This is a genomic window from Serratia nematodiphila DZ0503SBS1 (assembly GCF_000738675.1).
Classification (GTDB): Bacteria; Pseudomonadota; Gammaproteobacteria; order Enterobacterales; family Enterobacteriaceae; genus Serratia; species Serratia nematodiphila.
Window position 1 is genome coordinate 634,226 of record NZ_JPUX01000001.1, and the last position, 21,025, is coordinate 655,250.

Annotated in this window: 23 protein-coding genes; 14 read left to right on the forward strand and 9 right to left on the reverse strand. The window is 59.7% G+C overall.

Translation table 11 applies throughout. From position 1 onward, the window contains the following. Positions 1–76: 76 nt before the first annotated feature. Complete coding sequence (gene bsmA, locus JL05_RS02865) at positions 77–385, reverse strand: biofilm peroxide resistance protein BsmA (RefSeq protein WP_004933642.1); 309 nt, start codon at positions 383–385, stop codon at positions 77–79. Between the two features lie 127 nt (positions 386–512). Here bsmA and yjfP point away from each other — a divergent pair, with 127 nt between their 5' ends. Further along, positions 513–1,265 carry an esterase gene (yjfP, locus tag JL05_RS02870; protein ID WP_033631613.1) on the forward strand — a complete coding sequence of 251 codons (753 nt, stop codon included), beginning with the start codon at positions 513–515 and terminating at the stop codon, positions 1,263–1,265. Positions 1,266–1,388: 123 nt separating this feature from the next. Then, a complete protein-coding gene (locus JL05_RS02875; RefSeq protein WP_033631614.1) occupies positions 1,389–1,751 on the forward strand; it encodes a hypothetical protein in 363 nt (120 codons plus the stop codon). A 99-nt stretch (positions 1,752–1,850) separates the two neighbouring features. On the opposite strand, the gene JL05_RS02880 is transcribed toward JL05_RS02875, so the two are convergent. Continuing rightward, positions 1,851–2,117, reverse strand: coding sequence for a YdgH/BhsA/McbA family protein (locus JL05_RS02880; protein ID WP_033631615.1), 267 nt, complete (start codon positions 2,115–2,117; stop codon positions 1,851–1,853). 10 nt (positions 2,118–2,127) lie between these two features. After that, complete coding sequence (locus tag JL05_RS25275; RefSeq protein WP_135637724.1) at positions 2,128–2,334, reverse strand: hypothetical protein; 207 nt, start codon at positions 2,332–2,334, stop codon at positions 2,128–2,130. Between the two features lie 236 nt (positions 2,335–2,570). Here JL05_RS25275 and rpsF point away from each other — a divergent pair, with 236 nt between their 5' ends. The 5 genes from rpsF to JL05_RS02900 all read left to right on the forward strand — a co-directional run bounded on the left by rpsF (position 2,571) and on the right by JL05_RS02900 (position 4,483). Then, on the forward strand, positions 2,571–2,969 hold the full coding sequence (gene rpsF, locus JL05_RS02885) for a 30S ribosomal protein S6 (RefSeq protein ID WP_004933634.1): 399 nt from the start codon (positions 2,571–2,573) through the stop codon (positions 2,967–2,969). An 8-nt stretch (positions 2,970–2,977) separates the two neighbouring features. Continuing rightward, entirely contained in the window at positions 2,978–3,295 is a 318-nt protein-coding gene (gene priB / locus JL05_RS24610) for a primosomal replication protein N (RefSeq protein WP_004933632.1), read from the forward strand. Positions 3,296–3,299: 4 nt separating this feature from the next. Beyond that, positions 3,300–3,527, forward strand: coding sequence for a 30S ribosomal protein S18 (gene rpsR, locus JL05_RS02890; RefSeq protein WP_000135199.1), 228 nt, complete (start codon positions 3,300–3,302; stop codon positions 3,525–3,527). A gap of 39 nt (positions 3,528–3,566) precedes the next feature. Then, entirely contained in the window at positions 3,567–4,019 is a 453-nt protein-coding gene (rplI, locus tag JL05_RS02895) for a 50S ribosomal protein L9 (RefSeq protein WP_004933629.1), read from the forward strand. A 110-nt stretch (positions 4,020–4,129) separates the two neighbouring features. Next, positions 4,130–4,483, forward strand: a complete 354-nt coding sequence (locus JL05_RS02900; protein ID WP_015376398.1) for a DUF488 domain-containing protein — start codon at positions 4,130–4,132, stop codon at positions 4,481–4,483. A gap of 3 nt (positions 4,484–4,486) precedes the next feature. On the opposite strand, the gene JL05_RS02905 is transcribed toward JL05_RS02900, so the two are convergent. After that, positions 4,487–5,161, reverse strand: coding sequence for an OapA family protein (locus JL05_RS02905; protein WP_016929348.1), 675 nt, complete (start codon positions 5,159–5,161; stop codon positions 4,487–4,489). A 267-nt stretch (positions 5,162–5,428) separates the two neighbouring features. On the opposite strand from JL05_RS02905, the gene bamJ reads away from it, so the two are divergent. After that, positions 5,429–6,049 (forward strand): BamJ family beta-barrel-assembly machinery protein, encoded by a 621-nt coding sequence (bamJ, locus tag JL05_RS02910; protein ID WP_033631616.1) that lies wholly within the window; start codon positions 5,429–5,431, stop codon positions 6,047–6,049. Positions 6,050–6,147: 98 nt separating this feature from the next. On the opposite strand, the gene JL05_RS02915 is transcribed toward bamJ, so the two are convergent. Continuing rightward, positions 6,148–8,100, reverse strand: a complete 1,953-nt coding sequence (locus JL05_RS02915; protein ID WP_033631617.1) for a bifunctional 2',3'-cyclic-nucleotide 2'-phosphodiesterase/3'-nucleotidase — start codon at positions 8,098–8,100, stop codon at positions 6,148–6,150. Between the two features lie 255 nt (positions 8,101–8,355). Between JL05_RS02915 and cysQ the strand changes: the two genes are divergently transcribed. After that, entirely contained in the window at positions 8,356–9,096 is a 741-nt protein-coding gene (gene cysQ, locus JL05_RS02920; protein ID WP_031300142.1) for a 3'(2'),5'-bisphosphate nucleotidase CysQ, read from the forward strand. A 1-nt stretch (position 9,097) separates the two neighbouring features. Here cysQ and JL05_RS02925 read toward each other — a convergent pair whose 3' ends face one another. Further along, on the reverse strand, positions 9,098–9,655 hold the full coding sequence (locus JL05_RS02925) for a YtfJ family protein (protein WP_025159587.1): 558 nt from the start codon (positions 9,653–9,655) through the stop codon (positions 9,098–9,100). Between the two features lie 330 nt (positions 9,656–9,985). Between JL05_RS02925 and JL05_RS02930 the strand changes: the two genes are divergently transcribed. Continuing rightward, on the forward strand, positions 9,986–10,192 hold the full coding sequence (locus tag JL05_RS02930) for a DUF1107 domain-containing protein (protein WP_033631618.1): 207 nt from the start codon (positions 9,986–9,988) through the stop codon (positions 10,190–10,192). Positions 10,193–10,260: 68 nt separating this feature from the next. Here the strand turns inward: JL05_RS02930 and paeA are convergent, their stop codons facing one another. Further along, positions 10,261–11,592, reverse strand: a complete 1,332-nt coding sequence (paeA, locus tag JL05_RS02935; protein WP_004933603.1) for a polyamine export protein PaeA — start codon at positions 11,590–11,592, stop codon at positions 10,261–10,263. Positions 11,593–11,772: 180 nt separating this feature from the next. Continuing rightward, positions 11,773–12,411, reverse strand: coding sequence for a peptide-methionine (S)-S-oxide reductase MsrA (gene msrA, locus JL05_RS02940; protein ID WP_134942555.1), 639 nt, complete (start codon positions 12,409–12,411; stop codon positions 11,773–11,775). A gap of 307 nt (positions 12,412–12,718) precedes the next feature. On the opposite strand from msrA, the gene tamA reads away from it, so the two are divergent. The 3 genes from tamA to JL05_RS02955 are packed head-to-tail and all read left to right on the forward strand — an operon-like array spanning position 12,719 to position 18,602. Further along, a complete protein-coding gene (gene tamA / locus JL05_RS02945; RefSeq protein ID WP_170310347.1) occupies positions 12,719–14,437 on the forward strand; it encodes an autotransporter assembly complex protein TamA in 1,719 nt (572 codons plus the stop codon). Further along, entirely contained in the window at positions 14,434–18,252 is a 3,819-nt protein-coding gene (tamB, locus tag JL05_RS02950) for an autotransporter assembly complex protein TamB (RefSeq protein ID WP_033631620.1), read from the forward strand. Before tamA ends, tamB begins: the two co-directional genes overlap by 4 nt. 2 nt (positions 18,253–18,254) lie before the next feature. Then, complete coding sequence (locus JL05_RS02955) at positions 18,255–18,602, forward strand: gamma-glutamylcyclotransferase family protein (protein WP_004933596.1); 348 nt, start codon at positions 18,255–18,257, stop codon at positions 18,600–18,602. 52 nt (positions 18,603–18,654) lie between these two features. Here the strand turns inward: JL05_RS02955 and ppa are convergent, their stop codons facing one another. Next, the gene (gene ppa, locus JL05_RS02960) at positions 18,655–19,185 is read right to left on the reverse strand and encodes an inorganic diphosphatase (RefSeq protein WP_004933594.1); all 531 of its coding nucleotides are present in this window, start codon (positions 19,183–19,185) and stop codon (positions 18,655–18,657) included. Between the two features lie 260 nt (positions 19,186–19,445). Here ppa and JL05_RS02965 point away from each other — a divergent pair, with 260 nt between their 5' ends. Next, the gene (locus JL05_RS02965; RefSeq protein WP_033631621.1) at positions 19,446–20,999 is read left to right on the forward strand and encodes a methyl-accepting chemotaxis protein; all 1,554 of its coding nucleotides are present in this window, start codon (positions 19,446–19,448) and stop codon (positions 20,997–20,999) included. Positions 21,000–21,025: the final 26 nt, after the last annotated feature.

A 21,025-nucleotide genomic window follows, 5' to 3' on the forward strand; every position in this document is an offset into this window, starting at 1 on the left:
ATGCTGTCCCTCAGTGTGCAACACCCTGCTTCAGCCAGTGCAAAGCCAGTGTAAATCTGCTTAAACAATCCCCGCCTTAGCGATACAGGATCGCCTGGGAATACCATTGGCCCGGCACGACGGTTTCGCTGTTCATGATGATCACATAATAACGGGCGCCGGCGGCGGTGGCCTTGCGCTGGATCTCCGCTTCCACGTCCATCGGGCTGCCGCGTACCACGGCGGTGACGGTGCCGATTTTCACCAGCTCGGCGGTCTGCGCGCGAACGATCTCCTGCGCCTGCGTGGTGGGCGGCGGCGGCGGTTTCGGCGTGGTGGTCATGATGCCGCAGGCGGAAAGCTGTGCGGCCAGCGTCAGGGCGATGAGTGTGCGGACAAACGTCATGGGAACCTCGAAAGAGCCGGTGCGATGGCTTCAGTGTAACGCAATATAAGCTGGAACAGATTGAGCTAACGCTGGCTGGCGTAAGTTTGTCATGATGAATGCCAACAGGTGGGTTGAGGATGAACGGATGATCGAAATTCATGACGAGCGGGCGGGCGATATTGCGGTGATCCATGCGGTGCCGGCGGGGCAGTATCATCGGCCGCTGCCGACGGTGTTCTTCTGCCATGGTTATACCTCGTCGAAAGAGGTGTACGCCTACTTCGCCTATGCGCTGGCGCGCGCCGGTTTTCGGGCGGTGCTGCCGGATGCCGATCGGCACGGCGAGCGGTTCGACGGCGATGAGACGCGGCGCCTGGCGGCGTTCTGGGAGATCCTGCGCAGCAATATCGACGAGCTGCCGCAGATCAAGGCACATTTTGAGCGGCTTGGCCTGATTGCCGACGGCCGCATCGGCGTTGCCGGCGCCTCAATGGGCGGCATGACCGCGCTTGGCGCCTTCGCGCGCTTCCCGTGGATCCGGGCGGCCGCCAGTCTGATGGGCTCCGGCTATTACCGTTCACTGGCGCAAACGCTGTATCCGCCGTTGGGCGAAGAGGGCGAGGCGCTCTCGCCGGCGGCGTTTGCCGCGCGCACCGCCGTGCTGGCGGAATATGAGCTGGAAGGGCGTTTAGAGACGATAGCCGGGCGGCCGTTGTTGCTGTGGCACGGCGAGACGGACGACGTGGTGCCTGCGGCGGACAGCCTGCGTTTGGCGGCCGAACTGCGGCGGCAAGGCGCGGATGGCCGTTTGACGTCGCTCGTCGAGCCGGGGGTGAAGCACCGCATCACGCCGTTGGCGCTGTCCGCCACGGTCGACTTTTTCCGCCGCGAGCTGTGATGCGCCGCCGGGCACGATGCATGGAATTGCAGCGCTCTGTGCCTGCTGTTTCGGGCATTGTTTCATGCATGTCGGAGGAGAATGTCAGCGTGAATTCTTTCAGGGCAGCAAGGAGCAGAGGGCATGATAAAAAGCATCGGCAGTGCGGCCGGCTTAATGGGAACGATAAAAGCGCGCGCCGAGCTTAACTCAGCGGCCTTCAGCGAGATGCTGGAGGCAGCCGACGACAAGGTGCGGCAAAACAAGGCGCATCCGCTGTCGCGCATTACCGCGCAGACGGTGCAAAACATGACGGCGCTGTTCGCCTGCGTGCCGAAAGCGGCTGCCACTCACACTGCGGCGCCGGGAGCACTCTCGTTCGAACAGCGGGCGACCCTGGCGGAAAGTGCCGATCTGCTGCAAATGCGCACCCACTATCTGCGGATGGCGTTGCAGTTGCACAATCCGGGCAAGGCGCTCAACGCGCCGGCGTTGCTCAAGCTCTGATTGGCGGGGGAAGCAGAGCGCCCAACGGGCGGCGCTCCGGTGCGGACTGAACGGGCTTTCTGATGAAGCCCTGGGATTTCCCTGGCGTGGCGCGTCTCTTTAGCGGTACAGCTCGGCGCTGACGTGCATCGTGCTGTTGTCGCCCGGTTCGTGCAGGGCGATGATGCGATAAGAGCTTGCGCCGCGTTGGTCGGCGATTTTACTGACCTGGCTGCTGGCGTCGTCCGGCGAAACCACATTCTGGTTCAGGGTGACGAAGCCGACGCTTTGGCGTTGATCGGCCTGGTGCGAGGTGATCTCCGTCGCGGCCATCACATTGGCGGAGAACAGGGCGGCCAGCGCCGTCGTGAGAATAATGCGTTTCATAGTGCCTCTCTTACTTTTTGCCGTTACGGCCTGACAGCGAGTGTCGCTGCGGCAAAAAGTCATTTATCTGCATTGAATAACCTGGGATCTTTTTCGTCGCGCTGTCTGCGGCGGATATGGTTAATTTTAGTCCGTTGCCGGCGATTAAAAAGCGGGGTGTTTTGAAGACCTCTTTCAAAAAAAGTGAAATAGATTTGTGACTCAGCGCTGATTTCATTGAAAGATTTTTGAAACTGATGGATCGGCGTACATAGGTTCACTCACGAGCAAATCGTGCTATTTCCCATAGCGCCTCGCATTAACGCGAATAAAACCCACGCAGTCCTTGAGTTTCCCGCCCTGCGTCAGTATGATTACGCGTCATTTTTCAGCCGCACACTAAACACGTTCCTTGCTTCCATGGGCCGCGGTTGACCCTGACAGGAGGCTGAATAATCCGTAAGGAGCAATTCGATGCGTCATTACGAAATCGTTTTTATGGTCCATCCTGACCAAAGCGAACAGGTTCCGGGCATGATCGAGCGTTACAGTGCTACCATCACTAACGCGCAAGGTCAGATTCACCGTCTGGAAGACTGGGGCCGCCGTCAGCTGGCTTATCCGATCAACAAACTGCACAAAGCTCACTACGTTCTGCTGAACGTTGAAGCGCCGCAGGAAGCGATCGATGAGCTGGAAACTAACTTCCGCTTCAACGACGCCGTTATCCGCAGCATGGTTATGCGCGTTAAGCACGCGGTAACCGAAGCATCTCCGATGGTTAAAGCGAAAGACGAACGTCGTGGCGATCGCCGCGAAGACTTCGCTAACGAAACCGCAGATGATGCAGATGCTGGGGATTCTGAAGAGTAATTGCCGCCGTGACGGCTAATCGTCTGGTTTTGTCGGGCACTGTGTGCAAGGCGCCGGTTCGAAAAGTGAGTCCTTCCGGGATACCGCACTGCCAATTTGTGCTAGAGCACCGTTCGCAGCAGACGGAAGCCGGATTCAGCAGACAAGCATGGTGCCGAATGCCCGTGGTTGTCAGCGGACAACAGTCACAAGCACTAACTCAAAGATTAACGGTCGGCAGTCAGATTACCGTGCAAGGCTTTGTAAGCTGCCATCAAGGGCGCAACGGGCTGAGCAAATTGGTTCTGCATGCCGAGCAGATTGAATTGATAGATTCTGGAGACTAGCCAAATGGCACGTTATTTCCGTCGTCGCAAGTTCTGCCGTTTCACCGCGGAAGGCGTTCAAGAGATTGACTATAAAGACATCGCTACGCTGAAAAACTACATCACCGAAAGTGGTAAAATTGTACCGAGCCGTATCACCGGTACTCGTGCAAAATATCAGCGCCAGCTGGCCCGTGCTATCAAGCGCGCGCGCTACCTGTCTTTGTTGCCGTACACTGATCGTCATCAGTAATCGGCCACTGTCCATTAACGACTTTGAGAGGATAAGGTAATGCAAGTTATTCTGCTTGATAAAGTAGCAAACCTGGGCAGCCTGGGTGATCAAGTTAACGTTAAAGCGGGCTACGCTCGTAACTTCCTGGTACCACAGGGCAAAGCTGTTCCTGCTACCAAGAAAAACGTTGAGTTCTTCGAAGCACGCCGTGCTGAACTGGAAGCCAAACTGGCTGACGTTCTGGCTGCTGCTGAAGCTCGCGCAACCAAGATCAACGAACTGGGTTCAGTCACCATCGCTTCCAAATCTGGCGACGAAGGTAAACTGTTCGGCTCTATCGGCACCCGCGACATCGCTGACGCAGTGACTGCGGCAGGCGTTGAAGTTGCCAAGAGCGAAGTTCGTCTGCCGAACGGCGTTCTGCGTACCACTGGCGAGCACGAAGTGCACTTCCAGGTACACAGCGACGTGTTCGCACAGCTGAATGTAGTTGTGGTTGCAGAAGCGTAATTTACGCTGCTGTTAACCGGTTAAAACGCCAGCCTCGCGCTGGCGTTTTGCTTTTCTGCGTCCGGCAAAACGCGCTACGCTTGAAGACGGGATGAAAAGGAGAGCGTGCGATGGCAACGATTACGCTACAGCGGGTTTACGATTTCAGCGCGCCGGCGCCGGAACACTGTTATCTGATAGACCGGCTATGGCCGCGCGGCATCAGCAAAGAGCGGTTGACGGGCGTGCAGTGGTTGAAACAGGTGGCGCCGGATGACGAGTTGCGCAAGTGGTTCCATCAGCATACCGACCAGTGGGAAGCCTTTGAGACGCGCTATCGCCAACAGCTGGCGGCCAACGACGCCTGGCAGCCGCTGGTGGCGCTGTTACGGCAGGGGCAAACGCTGACGCTGCTGTATGGCAGCAAAGATACCGAGCACAATCAGGGCGTGGTGCTGCGCGAGTTTCTGCTGGCGCAGCTGTAGAGATTAGCGTTCCCGGCGGTAGCTGCCGTCGGCCTGGCGGCGGAACAGCGCCTGGCTGTTGTCTGCCGTGGTGACCGACAGCGCGCTAATCACACCGTTGGCGTCGCGTTCGATGCGCACTTCCTGGCCGGCTTTCATGTTGCTCAGCGGCTTGTCGCCGCCCTCCACCTGCGCCATGGCGAACACTTCATTCACCGGCAGATTGTTGTCGCGAAACAGTTGGGCCAGGGTCTGGCCGGGCTGGATCTGATAACGCTGCCAGTTGCCCGCCGGCGTCGGTTCGTTGGCAGGCGTGGCGGCGCTACCGCCGTTTTGCAGCTCGGCCTGCAGCGGCACGCTGGTTTCCTGCTGAGAGACCGGGAACGGCTGTCTTTCGGGCGAGTAGGGCCATAGCAACGCCAGCAGCAGAATGATGCCGAAGATCAGCACCCAGCGGCGATGAAAGTAGGGCAGCGGTTCCATCCAATGGAAACCGTCCGGCAGATGCCAGACTTTAATCAGCAGCGCTTTGACCCGCTGCATTTTGTCGTTGGCCGACGGCGGCTCCGATGGCGGTTCCGCGCCTTCAGCCGTGGGTGCGGCGCCCGGTTTCAGGCGCTGGCTGATGTTCAGCCAGGTGCGCAGCAGCGGCTGGTAGATGCGGGTGGTTTTCCTTCTCCTGGGCGCGATTCTGCCCATGGTGACCTCTCTTCGACGGCGTAATAATCAGTGCGGCGCGGCAAACGCGTCGCCTGCCCGATATCCTGCTTTCAGTATAGTCCGCTAACTGATTGAAGTGAAAGGCGGCTGAGCGGCAGAGCCGGGGTTTGCGGCTGCGGGCGTTAACAGAAGGTTATTGTTTCTTTTTCTACGACAAAAGTCATCATTCTCCACACAAGATTTTACCCGGCATTGACGCGCTGTTATGCTGCGCTTTCGACTTTTTACAGACTTAAGGAAAACCCCATGACAACCCCTTCTTTTGACAGCGTTGAAGCGCAAGCAAGTTACGGGATTGGTTTACAGGTCGGCCAGCAGCTGCAAGAGTCCGGGCTGGAAGGTTTGCAACCGGAAGCTTTGCTGGCGGGTTTGCGTGACGCGCTGGAAGGGAATGCCCCGGCGGTTCCGGTAGACGTGGTGCACCGTGCGCTGCGTGAAATCCACGAGCGTGCGGACGCGGTGCGCCGCGAGCGCCAGCAGGCGATGGCGGTTGAAGGCCAGAAATTCCTGGACGACAACGCCAAGCGCGATGGCGTGACGCTGACCGAGTCTGGCCTGCAGTTCTCCGTACTGGAGCAGGGCAACGGCCCAATTCCGTCCCGTCAGGATCGCGTGCGCGTGCACTACACTGGCCGTCTGATCAACGGTGACGTGTTCGACAGCTCGGTTGAGCGCGGCCAGCCGGCGGAATTCCCGGTCAGCGGCGTGATCCCAGGCTGGATCGAAGCGCTGACCCTGATGCCGGTCGGTTCCAAATGGCAGCTGTATATCCCGCACAACCTGGCCTACGGCGAGCGTGGCGCAGGCGCGTCCATCCCGCCGTTCAGCGCGCTGGTGTTCGACGTCGAGCTGCTGGAAATCCTGTAATCCCACCGAGGATTGTTCTGGGCGCCTTCGTGGCGCCCTTATTTTATGCGCCGCGCAGACGGGCGATGAATGGCCGGGCGCGCCGGCCATAAACCGTGTTACTTACCGCTTAAATCGATGCGATAAACCGCGAAGCCGATGCTGTCGCTGCCTGCGGCGCTCATCGGATATTGGGCGTGCTCTTTGATAAACCTTGTCGCTTTGTCCGAAGGCGAGGTCTCGAAGCGGATATCCAGCGGCTGCTGGCTGCTGAAGTTCGCCAAACGCCAGTTGTTGTCCGCCTGCGGGCGCACCGCGCCATGCCGCTGGGTTTCGGCGCTGATGTAGGCCGCCAGCACCGAGCGGTTTTCATCCGGCGAAGCGAAGGCGATATGTTTGTCGCCGGTGCCGGCAAATTTGCCGCCGTAGGCGCGGTAGTTGTTGGTGGCGACCAGGAAGGTGGCGTTCGGATCGATCGGCTTGCCGTTGAAGGTCAGCTGCTTGATACGCTCCGCCTTGTCGTTGATCCGTTGGCATTCGCCGTCGTAGCGCGCCGGCTGGCTGACGTCGATCTGGTAGTTGACGCCGTCGATCACGTCGAAGTTATAGGTGCGGAAGCCGTCCCAGTTGATCAAGCCCTGCGGCTTGGCGCTGTTGACGTCGATCTGGTTGAACTGGCCGGCGGAGCACTCCAGCCACTCTTTCACCTCTTTGCCGCTCGCCTTCACCACCACCAACGTATTGGGGTAGAGATAGAGATCGGCGGCGTTGCGGAAGGTGAGCTGGCCTTTTTCCACTTCGACGAAGCTGGCGGGATCGTTCTTGCGGCCGCCGACCTTGAACGGCGCCGCCGCCGACAGCACCGGCAGATCGGCCAGATCCGGGTCGCCCTGGATGTAATGTTCGACGTAGGCCTTCTGCGCATTGTTGACGATTTGCACCGTCGGATCGTCCTGCACCAGCGCCAGATAGCTGTACATGTTGCCGTCGGATTTACCGATCGGCTGGCTGACGAACTCGCGCGTGCCCTTGTGATCGTCCGCCAACACCTTCACCAGCGCGGCGTCTTCCGCCGCCAGCGATTTCTTGTTCTCTTTGTCGTAGATCGGCCGTGCTTCCGCGTTGGCGGCGGTCACTTTCCAGCTGCCGCCATCGTTGTTGAGCTGCAGATCGACCACGCCGAGATGGTCGCCCCATTGGCCCGGCATCACCGCCGGCACGCCGTTCAGCAGGCCTTTGTCGATATCCGCGCCTTTGATGTTGGCAAAGTCCTTGCTCGGGAACACCGCATGGGCGTGGCCGAACATGATGGCGTCGATGCCCGGCACCTGGCTGAGGTAATAGACCGAGTTTTCCGCCATCGCCTTGTAAGGCTCGCTGGACAGCCCGGAATGCGGGATCGCCACCACCAGATCGGCGCCCTCTTTACGCATCTGCGGCACGTAGCGCTTGGCGGTAGCGGTGATGTCGTCCACCGTCACTTTGCCCTGCAGGTTGGCCTTGTCCCACACCAGGATCTGCGGCGGCACGAAGCCGATGTAGCCGATGCGCAGCGTATGCGCCTTGCCGTCGCGATCTTTCACCGGCGTATCGACGATGATGTACGGCGTGAACAGCGGTTTTTGCGTTTTGGCGTCGATGACGTTGGCGTTGATATACGGGAATTTGGCGCCGGCGATGGCGTTCTTCAGGTAGTCCAGCCCATAGTTGAACTCATGGTTGCCGATGTTGCCGACGACGTAGTCCAGCGTGTTCATCGCCTTATAGACCGGGTGCACGTCGCCCGGTTTCAGCCCCTTGGCCGCCATGTAGTCGCCGAGCGGGCTGCCCTGAATGATGTCGCCGTTGTCCACCAACACCGCGTTGGCGGCCTGCTGGCGCGCCTGTTGGATCAGGCTGGCGGTGCGCACCAGGCCGAACTTGTCGGTCGGCGTGTCCTTGTAGTAATCGAAGTCCATCATGTTGCTGTGCAGATCGGTGGTTTCCAGCACGCGCAGATCGACGGTGGCCGCTTGCGCGGAGGCGCACACCAGCAGCGCAAGCGCGGACAGCGTCAGTGGATGCTTCATCATTTGGGATTCTCTCCATTCCATTATTCGAGTGTTATCGCAGAGGGAAATGTAATTAACACTGCTTGCCACAGTAAACTGTGAAGTGTGGCAGAAAATGGCGGCGGGTAACGCGGGGAAGCTCACAGTTGTGCCCAACAAGAAATGAGGAATTCCCGAGGCTTAGGCGGTTGAGATGGATATTCGGCGTAAAAAAAACTAGTCTGCTAGCAGAGACAGAGGGAAATTTCCCACGGAGATGCAGAGTTGAGGTGCATGATGTTAGAGCGAATTTGCCAACTGTCCCGCGAGGCGGGGGCGGCGATCATGGCGGTGTACGACGGCGAACAACCGCTTGATGTCGCACAGAAAAAAGATGATTCACCGGTGACGGCGGCCGATCTGGCGGCGCATCACATCATCAAGCGCGGCCTGGCGGCCCTGACGCCGGAGGTGCCGCTGCTGTCGGAAGAGGATCCGCCGGCGTGGGAAGAGCGCCGCGGCTGGACGCGCTACTGGCTGGTCGATCCGTTGGACGGCACCAAAGAGTTTTTACATCGCAATGGCGAGTTCACGGTCAATATCGCCCTGATTGAAGACGGGCAGGCGGTGATGGGGGTGGTGTACGCCCCGGCGATCGACGTGTTGTATCTGGCGGAGCGCGGTAAGGCCTGGAAAGAAGAGAAGGGCGTGCGGCAGGCGATCGGCGTCAGCAACGCGCATCCGCCGCTGGTGGTGGTGAGCCGCTCGCATATCGATGACGAACTGAAAGATTATTTGCAGCAGTTGGGCGAGCACCAGACCGTGTCAGTCGGTTCCTCGCTGAAGTTCTGTCTGGTGGCGGAAGGCAAGGCGCAGCTCTATCCGCGCTTCGGGCCGACCAACATTTGGGATACCGCCGCAGGGCATGCGGTGGCGGTGGCCGCCGGGGCGCAAATTCACGATTGGCAGGGTAAGCCATTGCTCTATACCCCGCGTGAATCTTTCCTCAACCCCGGCTTCCGGGTGTCGCTGTTCTGAGTCAGTTCGCCAACAGCTGGTGCAGCTTGGACATCACCTGCTGCACCTCTTCCGGCGTCAGCGCGCCGTCTTTGGCGAACTGGATGCGCCCTTGCTTATCCAGCACCACGATGGCGGAGCCTTTCGGCTGCAGATCCCAGGCTTTGCGCACGTTGCCGTCGCTGTCGACGATAAACTGCGACCATGGGAACTCCTTCTTGCTGTCTTCAATACTGCTGCGCACGAACATCGCGGTGCCCATCAGGGCATCGTCGGTGTTGACGATTGTCGTCGTTTGGTAACGATCGTGTGGTAGCTTCGCCTTCTTGATCGCTTCAATCAGTGGGTCGTTCATGTCTTTGGCGGAGCTGCGGCCGGCAATATGTTGTATCACTCGCACTTTTCCACTGAGCTGCGCGCTGTTCCAGTTCTGATAGCTAAAATTACCGTCAGCGTAATTGAGCTCTCCTTTGTCGCTGACGCCGACCGGCGCCACGCGCTGCTGGAGCTGGAAGTTGTGCGCGGAAGCGAAAAGCGGGGCGAGCAGCAGGGATACCATCAGCATGCGACTTGTTTTCATGCTTTCTCCTTGTAATGGGGGGAATTTGTGCGACAGCACTTCGACAGCCTAAAGCATAGGATGTGATAAGAGGTCTGTCCTGTTAACCGGATCGCAGATTTTCCCTTGGTTCGCTAATCATCAGATTTTGAAGGGATATCCTGAAAACGTTATAAATTATCATATACAATTCTGTCAAAAAGTGTAAATCCAGCGTAGATATCCGGGCAGAAGTGAACGTTCTGGTCTTTACTGGGTCTACTACATGCAATCAAGTTGCGTTCTGAATTTCGAGGCTGCCACCTTTGGCGGCTCGCTGAGCGCATGGATCAACGGGAGGAGCGTAAAAGAATGAGAATCTTCCAGCGTTATAACCCTTTGAAAGTGGCAAAGTACGTTAAGACCCTGTTTCGCGGAAGGCTGTATATCAAGGACGTGGGCGCATTTGAATTCGACGAGGGGAAAATCCTGCCGCCGAAGATTCGCGACAAGTGCCATTTCAGCGTGATGTCTGAAGTTAACCGTCAGGTGCTGCTGTTGCAGACCGAGATGGGGTGAGCACCTCGCTGACAGCGGTAAAAAAATGCGGCCCCGATGGGGCCGCTGATGTTTTTGTCTTACCGCCGTCAGGCCGCAGGCGTGTCGTCCGGCGCTTTCGGCAGCACCGCCGCCGGCTTGTCGCTCAGCCGGGTGACCAGCAGCTGGTCTATCTTGTAGCTGTCGATATCCACCACTTCGAACTTGTAGCCGGCGTATTTGACGAAGTCGGTGCGTTTCGGGATCTTGCGCAGCATATACATCATAAAGCCGCCGATGGTCTCGTAGTTGCCTGCCTGCGGGAACTCGTCGATGTCCAGCACGCGCATCACGTCGTCGATCGGCGTGCCGCCTTCAATCAGCCATGAACTTTCGTCGCGCGCCACGATCTGCTCTTCCTGGCCCTGGCCGACCAGATCGCCCATCAGCGTGGTCATCACGTCGTTAAGGGTGATGATGCCCACCACCAACGCATATTCATTGAGGATCACCGCGAAGTCTTCGCCGGCGGTTTTGAAGCTTTCCAGCGCTTCGGACAGCGTCAGCGTGTCCGGCACGATCAGCGCCGAGCGGATCTGCACGCCGCTGCTCAGCACCAGGCTTTGGTTGCCCAGCACGCGGTTCAGCAGGTCTTTGGAATCGACGTAGCCGACCACCTGATCGATATGGCCGTCGCACACCAGGAACTTGGAGTGCGGGTGAGTCGAGACTTTCTCCTTGATGCTCTCTTCGCTTTCGCGCAGATCGAAGTACACCACGCTTTCGCGCGAGGTCATCGAAGACGGCACGGTGCGCGATTCCAGTTCGAACACGTTTTCAATCAGCTCGTGCTCCTGTTTGCGCAGCACGCCCGCCAGGGCGCCGGCTTCCACCACCGCATAGATGTCATCGGAGGTGATGTCGTCTTTACGCACCATCGGCAGCTTGAACATACGGAAGATCAGGTTGGCCATGCCGTTGAAGAACCACACCAGCGGGCGGAAGATCATGATGGAGAAACGCATCGGGTTGATGATCCGGACGGCGACCGTCTCTGGTGCAATCATACCGATGCGCTTCGGGGTCAAATCGGCGAACAGGATAAACAGGCTGGTCACCAGCACGAAAGAGCAGATGAAGCTGACCTGTTCCGCCAATTCGGGCGACAGGAAACGATCGAACAACACCTTGAAAGTGGGCGAGAAAGCCGCGTCGCCGACGATACCGCCGAGGATGGCCACGGCGTTCAGGCCGATCTGCACCACGGTGAAGAAGATGCCAGGGGTTTCTTGCAGCTTGAGCACTCTGGCGGCGTTGACGTTACCTTCGTCAGCCATCAGCTTCAGTTTGATCTTGCGCGAGGCGGCCAGAGAGATTTCCGACAGTGAGAAGAACGCACTCACCGCGATCAGAAAAAGAATCAGTAAAATACTGTTTAACATAATCTATCCATACGTGCCGACGGGATGCCGGCGCTCTTGAGGAAGGGTAGTACATAGTAAAAAAAGCAGCGATAACAACCAGAAGGGAAGCTATCGGGCCGCAGAAGCGACCCGCATAGTATAGCAGTTGCCCCACAGGGGCCGCCAGCGGTTAAAAAAGTGCCGCCGGCCGGCATCAAATCAGCCCTGCGGCGGCAGGCAAACGCCGATGCCGCCCAGCCCGCAGTAGCCTTCCGGGTTCTTGTACAGGTACTGCTGGTGATCGTCTTCCGCGTAATAGAACGGCAGCGCCGGTGCGATCTCGGTGGTGATGACGCGCTTATCGCCCGCCGCATCCATCGCCTGCTGGAAGCGTTGCAGGCTGCTTTCCGCCTCGGCCTGCTGCTCTGGGCTCAGCGTATAAATCGCCGAGCGGTACTGCGTGCCGACGTCGCCGCCCTGGCGCATGCCCTGCGCCGGATCGTGATTTTCCCAGAACAGCTGCAGCAGCTGTTTGTAGCTGACGACGTGCGGATCGAACACCACGCGCACCACTTCGGCGTGGCCGGTCTGGCCGCTGCACACTTCGCGGTAGGTCGGGTTCGGCGTGTAGCCGCCGCTGTAGCCGGCGGCGGTGCTGTAGACGCCCGGCTGTTGCCAGAACAGGCGCTCAACGCCCCAGAAACAGCCCATGGCGAAAACTGCCACCTCCATGCCGGCCGGCACCTGAGTCATCGAGTGTTCGGTGACGACGTTGAGCGTTGCGACAGGCATTGGCGTGGTGCGGCCAGGCAGCGCGCTTGCCTTATCGACGGTTTGTGATTTATCAAAAAATGGCACCACGGTTGACTCCTGTTGTCACAGTAAGAATTGACCCTACATGGCGGCGGTTCGGTTGTATCTCACCGCGTCTTTGCCCACAATAAGCGGCAAGTTGGATTTTGTATAAGCTTAACGCAGTATTTTGAGCGCCAAAAGTGAAGAATTCGCCTGTTGCGCGGCGGTGGCAAAGCGCGGCGGGCGGCGTCCGGAAGAAGGTTGAAGAGGGCTGCCGTCATGATAGCGCGGAGTCTGCCCTGGCCCCGGAGCGAACACCATAACAGGACAGTAAAATCAATAAGGAGAACACGTGCCAAAGTACCCGGTCATGTGCTTGATATCTGTGTTGCTTGCGGCACCTGCAGCCTATGCGGCGAACGTGCGACTGCAGGTGGAGGGGTTAAGCGGAGAGTTGGAAAAAAACGTCCGGGTGCGGCTGTCGTCGATCACGCCTGAAGAGGTCGGCACCGACGGCCGCTTCCGCGCACGGGTGGACGAGGCGGTGCGCCAGGGGCTGCGCGCGCTCGGCTATTACCAGCCGACTATCGAGTTTACGCTGGACGATCGGCCGGGGATGTCGCGCCCGGTGCTGCATGCCAAGGTCAATCCGGGCGAACCGGTGCGCATCGCCGGCGCCAACATCGTGCTGGAAGGCGGCGCGAAGACCGATGAGGACTACCTGGCGCTGGTAAAGAAGGATCGGCCGACCATCGGTGAGATCCTCAACCACGGCAAGTATGACAGTTTCAAAGGCTCGCTGACCGGCCTGGCGCTGCGCAAAGGCTACTTCGACGCCGACATGACCAAAAGCCAGCTCGGCGTGGCCGAAGATCTGCACAAGGCATTTTGGGATATCGATTTCAACAGCGGCGAACGTTACCGCTTCGGCAAGGTGAAATTCACCGGTTCGCAAATTCGCGAAGACTATCTGCAAAATCTGGTGCCCTTTCATCAGGGGGATTACTACAGTTCGGAGGATTTGGCCGAGCTGAACCGCCGTTTGTCCGCCACCAACTGGTTCAACTCGGTGGTGGTGTCCCCTGATTTCAACGATGCCAAAGAGAACAAGATTTTGCCGTTGGACGCGCTGGTGACGCCGCGCACGCGCAACACCGTCGAAACCGGTATCGGTTATTCCACCGACGTCGGCCCGCGGGTGAAAGGCACCTGGAAAAAGCCCTGGCTCAACGATCGCGGGCATAGCCTGGAAACCAGCGCCAGCGTGTCGGCGCCGGAGCAGCAGCTGGATCTGACTTACAAGATCCCGCTGCTCAAGAACCCGCTGGAGCAGTATTACCTGCTGCAGGGCGGGCTCAAGAACGTCGATCTTAACGACACCAAATCCGTGACCTCCAAAGTGGTGGCCTCGCGCAACTGGGATCTCTCCAGCGGCTGGCAGCGGGCGATCAACCTGACCTGGCGCTGGGATAACTTTACCCAGGGCAACGTCAGCAACACCACCATGCTGCTGTACCCCGGCGTCAGCTTCAACCGCACCCGTTCGCGCGGCGGGCTGATGCCGACCTGGGGCGACAGCCAACGCTATTCCATCGACGTGTCCGACACTTCCTGGGGCTCCGGCGTGGACTTCGCGCTGATGCAGGCGCAGAACGTCTGGATCCGCACCCTGGCCGACAAGCATCGCTTTGTAGCGCGCGGGCAGGTGGGCTGGATCGAAACCAACGACTTCGACAAGGTGCCGCCGGATCTGCGCTTCTTCGCCGGCGGTGACCGCAGCATTCGTGGCTACAAGTACAAAGACATTTCGCCGCGCGGCGACGACGGCAAGCTGACCGGCGCCTCCAAGATGCTGACCGGCTCGCTGGAGTACCAATACAACGTGACCGGCAAATGGTGGGGGGCGATGTTCGTCGATTCCGGTGAAGCGGTGAACGATATCAAGCAGAGCAACTTCAAGACCGGCGCCGGCGTAGGCGTGCGCTGGCAGTCGCCGGTGGGGCCGGTGAAGCTGGATATCGCCGCGCCCGTGGGGGACAAGGACACCCACGGGATGCAGTTCTACATCGGTTTGGGGCCTGAACTATGAGCCTGGTTAAAAAGATTTGCCTCGGATTTCTGATCATTCTGCTGTTGCTGATCGGCGGCCTGGCCTTCCTGGTGGGGACCACCACCGGTTTGCATATGGTCATCAACGGCGCAGCGCGCTGGGTGCCGGGGTTGGAGATCGCCGGCGTCAGCGGCGGCTGGCGCGATCTGACGCTGAAGGGCGTGAAGTATCAGATGCCGGGCGTGACGGTCAACGCCGGGCAGTTCCATCTCTCCCTCGATCTCTCCTGCTTTAAACGCAGCTCGCTGTGCGTTAACGCCTTGACCGCTCAGGACGTGGACGTGGCGGTGAACACCAAAGAGATGGCGCCCTCCGCGCCGGTGGAGGAGAGCAGTGAACCGACCACCAATCTCAGCACCCCTTATCCGATCACCCTGCGCCTGCTGGCGCTGAATAACGTCAAGGTCACCGTCGACGACACCGCCATTTCTCTGGCCGAGTTCCGCACCGGCGCGCAGTGGCAAGAGCGCGCGCTGACGCTGATGCCAACCAAGATCGGCTCGTTGCTGATTGCCTTGCCGAAAACGCCGCAAAATCCGTTGCCGGAAGCGGTGCAACCGGCGGTCGAGGTGGCGAAAAAGGTCGGTGAGCAGGTTACCGACGCGGCGAAACCGGCGCCGCAGCCGGAGGAGAGGCCGCTCGGCGAAACGCTGAAGGAACTGTTCGCCAAACCGCTGTTGCCGGATCTGCCGGACATCCGTCTGCCGCTGGATATCACCGTGAAAGAGATCAGCGGCGAACAGCTGCGCTTGACCGGCGATACCGACGTGCTGATCACAAGCCTGTTGCTGCAGGCCAGCACGCAGGATCAGCATATCCAGCTGGACAACTTCGACGTGAAGTCGCCGCAGGGCACGCTGTCGGTGCAGGGGCAAGCGACCCTGACCGGCGACTGGCCGGTGGCGCTGACCGCCAACAGCGCGTTGAATATCGAGCCGCTGAAGGGCGAGAAGGTGAAGCTGAACATCGGCGGCGGGTTGCGTGATGAGCTGAAGGTGGCGCTGAACCTGTCCGGCCCGGTCGGCGCCCAGCTTGATGTGCAAACCCGGCTGGCCGAAGCCGGCCTGCCGCTGGCGCTGACGCTGCAGAGCAAACAGCTGAAATGGCCGCTGAGCGGCGAGGCGCAGTACCAGGTTAACGATTTCCGCCTGCGCTTTAACGGCAAGGCGACAGACTATGCGCTGTCGACGCGCGCCAATCTGAAAGGCCAGGATCTGCCGCCGGCGGTGCTGACGCTGGACGGCAAAGGCAACGTCGAGCAGTTCAAGCTGGAGCGCCTGCGCCTGGCGGCGCTGCAGGGCAATACCGATCTCACCGCGCTGGTGGACTGGAGCAAGGCCATCAGCTGGACCTCGCAATTGACGCTGAGCGGCATCAATACCGCCAAGCAGTGGCCGGAATGGCCGGCGAAACTCGACGGCAAGATCACCACGCGCGGCAGCCTGCACGGCGGCAGCTGGCAGCTGCAGGTGCCGGTGCTGCAGCTGGACGGCAACGTGAAGCAGAACAAGGTCACGGCGCGCGGCACGCTGAGCGGCAACGCCGCCGGGCAGTGGAAAATCCCCGGCATCGATCTGACGCTGGGGCGCAACCAGCTGAACGTCAAAGGGCAACTGGACGAGAAGAGCTGGAACCTGGACGCCAACATCGACGCACCGCGTCTGGACGGCGCGCTGCCGGGCCTCGGCGGCACCGCCAAAGGGCTGCTGAAGCTGCGCGGCAATCTGCAGGCGCCTCAGCTGCTGGCGGATTTGACCGCCTCCGGTTTGCAGTGGCAGGCGCTGCGCATCAACCGCGTGAAGATCGACGGCGACGTGCGCTCCACGGATCAGATCCAGGGGCAGCTGGCGGTACGCGTCGAGCAGCTGAAGCAGGACGCGCTGGAAGTCAGCCTGCTGACCCTCGACGCCAAAGGCAGCGAGAAGCAGCATCAGCTGCAGCTGAAGATCGACGGCAAACCGGTCTCCGGCCAGCTGGCGCTGCAGGGCAGCTTCGATCGTCAGCAGCAGCGCTGGCGCGGCAATCTGAATAACACCCGCTTCGATACGCCGGTCGGGGAGTGGCGCCTGACGCGCGCCATCGCGCTGGACTACCTGAACACCGCGCAGAAAATCAGCATCGGGCCGCACTGCTGGCAGAACCCGAACGCCGAGCTGTGCGTGCCGAAGACCATCGAAGCCGGCCAGAGCGGCCAGGCCAGCGTGGTGCTCAACCGGTTCGATCTGGCGATGATCAAGCCGTTCCTCGGCCCGGAGACCGCCCTGAGCGGCGTGTTCACCGGCCGGGCCGACGTCAGCTGGAAACCGGGCGGCGCGCTGCCGGAGGCGAAGGTCACCCTGGCCGGTAACGGCGTCAAGGTGGTGCAGCAAGTACAGGGCAATGCGCTGCCGATCGCCTTCGATACGCTGACCCTCAACGCCGGCCTGAATAACGGCCGCGCGCAGGCCGACTGGCGGATCAAGCTGGCCAACAACGGCCAGTTCGACGGCAATATCCAGGTGGCGGATCCGCAGGTGCGGCGCACCATCAGCGGCAACGTCAATATCACCAACATTTCGCTGGCGCTGATCAACCCGGCGCTGATGAAGGGCGAAAGCGCGGCGGGCATGCTGAACGCCAACCTGCGCCTGGGCGGCAGCGCGCAGAAGCCGCTGGTGTTCGGCCGTCTGGCGTTGGATCGGGCGAAGGTGCAGGGGCACTGGATGCCGTTCGATATGACCGACGCGCGGCTGGCGGTGAATTTCAACGGCATGACCTCAACGCTGGAAGGGCTGCTCAGCACCACGCGCGGCCAGCTGAATCTGGCGGGCGACGCCGACTGGCGTGACATCAACGCCTGGCGCGCGCGCATCGCCGCCAAGGGCGACAAGCTGCGGGTGACGGTGCCGCCGATGATCCGCATCGACGTATCGCCGGATCTGGTGTTCGAAGCCACGCCGCAGCTGTTCTCGCTCAACGGCAAGGTCGACATCCCTTGGGCGCGCATCACGGTGCAGGAACTGCCGGAAAGCGCGGTGGGCGTCTCTTCCGACGAGGTGATGCTGGACGATCAGCTGAAGCCGATTCAACCGAAGACCGCCTCGATCCCGATCAACAGCAATCTGATGATCCACGTCGGCAACGACGTGCGGCTGGACGCCTTCGGCCTGAAAGCCCGCCTGAAGGGCGATTTGAAAGTGGTGCAGGACAAGAAAGGGCTGGGCCTCAATGGCCAGATTGACATCCCTTCCGGTCGCTTCCATGCTTATGGTCAGGATTTGATCGTGCGTAAAGGGCAGCTGATGTTCTCCGGCCCGCCGGATCAGCCGCTGCTCAATATCGAGGCGATCCGTAACCCGGAATCCACCGAGGACGACGTGACCGCCGGCGTGCGCGTGACCGGCCTGGCGGATGCGCCGAAGCTGGAAGTGTTCTCCGATCCGGCCAAATCGCAACAGGAAGCCCTATCTTATCTGCTGCGCGGTCAGGGCTTAAGCAGTTCCGGCGCCGACGGCAACGCCATGACGTCGATGTTAATCGGCATGGGGGTTGCACAAAGTGGTCAACTTGTGGGTAAAATCGGCGAGGCATTCGGCGTGAGTAATTTGGCTCTGGACACTCAAGGGGTTGGCGACAATTCCCAGGTTGTCGTGAGCGGCTATGTCCTCCCAGGCTTACAAGTAAAATATGGGGTGGGCATTTTCGACTCGCTGGCCACGCTGACGTTGCGTTATCGCCTGATGCCTAAGTTGTATCTTGAAGCGGTGTCTGGTCTCGACCAGGCATTAGATTTGCTCTATCAGTTTGAGTTTTAGCGATGCGAATAATTGTCTACGGCAGTTTACGGCGCAAACAGGGAAACAGCCATTGGATGACCAACGCCCAATGGCTCGGCGAGCACGAGCTCGAAGGCTATCAGATTTATAATCTGGGCCATTACCCGGCGGCGATCCCTGGAGAGGGCACGATACATTGCGAAGTGTATCGTATTAACTCATCGATTCTGGCAGAGCTGGACGAACTGAAAAGCAACACCAAGGACTATAAGCGCGAGCTGATTCAGACGCCTTATGGGAGTGCGTGGATCTACCTGTATAAACACAGCGTGGATGGTTACCCGCGAATTACCAGCGGTGACTGGCTGAAACGCCTCGAAGATCAGTAATAAAAAAACACCGCTCAATGAGCGGTGTTTTTTCATCGGACGGCGGCGAAAATTACTTCTTGGCAGCGCGTTCGAAGGAAGCGATGATTTCCGCTTTCGCTGCGGCAGCGTCTGCCCAGCCTTCCACTTTCACCCATTTGCCTTTTTCCAGATCTTTGTAGTGCTCGAAGAAGTGAGCGATCTGGGCTTTCAGCAGTTCCGGCAGGTCGTTCACGTCTTTCACGTGATCATACTCTTTGGTCAGCTTGCTGTGCGGTACCGCAACCAGCTTGGCGTCTTCACCGGCTTCGTCGGTCATCTTCAGCACGCCAACCGGACGGCAGCGGATCACGGAGCCCGGCTGCAGCGGATATGGGGTTGGGACCAGCACGTCAACCGGATCACCATCCAGAGACAGAGTGTGGTTGATGTAGCCGTAGTTGCACGGGTAGAACATCGCGGTGGACATGAAACGGTCAACGAACAGCGCGCCGGTTTCTTTGTCGATTTCGTATTTGATTGGATCGGCGTTGGCCGGGATTTCGATTACTACGTAGATGTCTTCCGGCAGGTCTTTGCCAGCTGGGACCAGATTCAAGCTCATGTCGGTTTCCTTTAATCATCAAACCAGAAATGGAGTGGCGGCTATTATAGCGGACTCTTTTGCGATTTCCTGCCCTTTTCATCGTCGAAAACCCAGTGTCTCTGCGCGCGGAGAATTTCCAGATTAATCCCGCCGCGGCATGAAGTTTTGCCTCCGCCTGCCGATAACTTCAACAAACAATAATGAGCCAGCAAAGCTGGCTCCGCGTTTTGCCACCCCTACTACGTCTGATCTCACTATTCTGAAGCCGGGAAGAACTCATGCTAAAAAAGATTACGGTGAAGGCTGGGCTGATCGCCCTGCTGAGCCTGATGACCATGCTGCTGATCATGGTCAGCGTTATTGGCGTCAACGCGATTAACGAAGGATCGCGCTCGATCCATACCTTAAACCAGATCCTCGGCGAAGAGCTGGGCTCGCTGGCCAACAGCTCCAACCTGACGCTGCGCGCCCGAACCGCCGCCTCGCTGGCGGTGCGCCAACGGGAGATCGGTCAGACTGATGTCTCCGACGCCACCGTGGGCCGCATCTACGGCTACCTCGAGCAGTCGAACAAGGAAATGGCGCGCTTTGTCGGCGTCGGCACCGTGACCGAGCGCGGCCGCGAACTCTCCAATCGTCTGCAAAACAGCTATCGCGCCTACCTCGAGCAGGGCGTGAAGCCGATGGCCGCCGCCATCAAGGCCGGTAAAATCGATGAGTATTACCATATTCAGGAGACCCGCATCTCTGCGTTGAGCATCGCGTTTGAAAAGGATCTCAGCGATTTCCGCAGCTTCGCCATGAAGCTCGGCGAAAAGCAGGTGTATGACGCGGAAAACAACGCCAGCACCAAGATCTCGCTGATCGTGGTGGCGGGCCTGCTCAGCGTGCTGCTGGCGGTGCTGGCCTGGTTCGCGCTGCGCGTGATCATTTTGCGCCCGTTGGATGAGTCCATCGCGCAGTTGGAACACATCGCCGGCGGCGATCTGACCCATGAGATCCGCGGCGAGGGCGATACCGAGATGGGCCGCCTGGTGCGGGCGATGCAGCGCATGCAGCAAGCGCTGGCCAATTCGGTCAGCAAAGTGCGTGACGCCAGCAGCCAGATCGACACCGGTTCACGCGAACTGGCGGCCGGTAACCTGCATCTGGCGCAGCGCACCGAAGAATCGGCCGCTTCGCTGGAAGAGACTGCCGCCAGCATGGAACAGCTGACCTCGACGGTGAAAATGAATGCCGAGAACTGCGAGCAGGCCAATCAGCTGGCGCTGAGCGTGTCCGATATCGCCAACCAGGGCAGCGACGTGGTCAGTCAGGTCATGAGCAAGATGCAGGCGATCACCGACAGCTCGCGCCGTATCGCCGACATCATCAGCGTGATGGACGGCATCGCCTTCCAGACCAATATCCTGGCGTTGAACGCAGCGGTGGAAGCGGCGCGCGCCGGCGAACAGGGCCGCGGTTTCGCGGTGGTGGCCGGCGAAGTGCGCAATCTGGCGCAGCGTAGCGCCCAGTCGGCGAAAGAGATCAAAGGGTTGATCGAAGCGTCGCAGAACCGGGTGCAGGAAGGCGAGCAGATGGTGGAGTCGGCGGCGCAGACCATGAGCGGTATCACCGGTGAAGTGGGCCGGGTGACGGCGTTGATGCGTGAGATCTCGGCGGCGACGCGCGAACAAAGCAGCGGTATCGAACAGGTGAATCTGGCGGTGGCGCAGATGGATCAGGTGGCGCAGCAGAATGCGGCGCTGGTGGAAGAGTCGGCGGCGGCGACGCGCTCGCTGGAAGATCAGGCTCAGCTGCTGGCGCAGAGCATGGCGGCGTTCAAGCTGTAAGGCGATAAGGGTTCGGCGCGGCGCCG

Bases quoted from the DNA above. Each gene is read 5' to 3' on its own strand.
- paeA (WP_004933603.1), bottom strand. From the start codon at position 11,592: ATGTTAAACAGTATTTTACTGATTCTTTTTCTGATCGCGGTGAGTGCG.
- JL05_RS02900 (WP_015376398.1), top strand. From the start codon at position 4,130: ATGGCAACGATTACGCTACAGCGGGTTTACGATTTCAGCGCGCCGGCG.
- cysQ (WP_031300142.1), top strand. From the start codon at position 8,356: ATGTTAGAGCGAATTTGCCAACTGTCCCGCGAGGCGGGGGCGGCGATC.
- rpsR (WP_000135199.1), top strand. From the start codon at position 3,300: ATGGCACGTTATTTCCGTCGTCGCAAGTTCTGCCGTTTCACCGCGGAA.
- JL05_RS02955 (WP_004933596.1), top strand. From the start codon at position 18,255: ATGCGAATAATTGTCTACGGCAGTTTACGGCGCAAACAGGGAAACAGC.
- JL05_RS02915 (WP_033631617.1), bottom strand. From the start codon at position 8,100: ATGATGAAGCATCCACTGACGCTGTCCGCGCTTGCGCTGCTGGTGTGC.
- bsmA (WP_004933642.1), bottom strand. From the start codon at position 385: ATGACGTTTGTCCGCACACTCATCGCCCTGACGCTGGCCGCACAGCTT.
- tamB (WP_033631620.1), top strand. From the start codon at position 14,434: ATGAGCCTGGTTAAAAAGATTTGCCTCGGATTTCTGATCATTCTGCTG.
- JL05_RS25275 (WP_135637724.1), bottom strand. From the start codon at position 2,334: ATGAAATCAGCGCTGAGTCACAAATCTATTTCACTTTTTTTGAAAGAG.
- JL05_RS02925 (WP_025159587.1), bottom strand. From the start codon at position 9,655: ATGAAAACAAGTCGCATGCTGATGGTATCCCTGCTGCTCGCCCCGCTT.
- JL05_RS02905 (WP_016929348.1), bottom strand. From the start codon at position 5,161: ATGGGCAGAATCGCGCCCAGGAGAAGGAAAACCACCCGCATCTACCAG.
- rplI (WP_004933629.1), top strand. From the start codon at position 3,567: ATGCAAGTTATTCTGCTTGATAAAGTAGCAAACCTGGGCAGCCTGGGT.
- JL05_RS02965 (WP_033631621.1), top strand. From the start codon at position 19,446: ATGCTAAAAAAGATTACGGTGAAGGCTGGGCTGATCGCCCTGCTGAGC.
- JL05_RS02875 (WP_033631614.1), top strand. From the start codon at position 1,389: ATGATAAAAAGCATCGGCAGTGCGGCCGGCTTAATGGGAACGATAAAA.
- rpsF (WP_004933634.1), top strand. From the start codon at position 2,571: ATGCGTCATTACGAAATCGTTTTTATGGTCCATCCTGACCAAAGCGAA.
- JL05_RS02930 (WP_033631618.1), top strand. From the start codon at position 9,986: ATGAGAATCTTCCAGCGTTATAACCCTTTGAAAGTGGCAAAGTACGTT.
- bamJ (WP_033631616.1), top strand. From the start codon at position 5,429: ATGACAACCCCTTCTTTTGACAGCGTTGAAGCGCAAGCAAGTTACGGG.
- JL05_RS02880 (WP_033631615.1), bottom strand. From the start codon at position 2,117: ATGAAACGCATTATTCTCACGACGGCGCTGGCCGCCCTGTTCTCCGCC.
- ppa (WP_004933594.1), bottom strand. From the start codon at position 19,185: ATGAGCTTGAATCTGGTCCCAGCTGGCAAAGACCTGCCGGAAGACATC.
- tamA (WP_170310347.1), top strand. From the start codon at position 12,719: ATGTGCTTGATATCTGTGTTGCTTGCGGCACCTGCAGCCTATGCGGCG.
- yjfP (WP_033631613.1), top strand. From the start codon at position 513: ATGATCGAAATTCATGACGAGCGGGCGGGCGATATTGCGGTGATCCAT.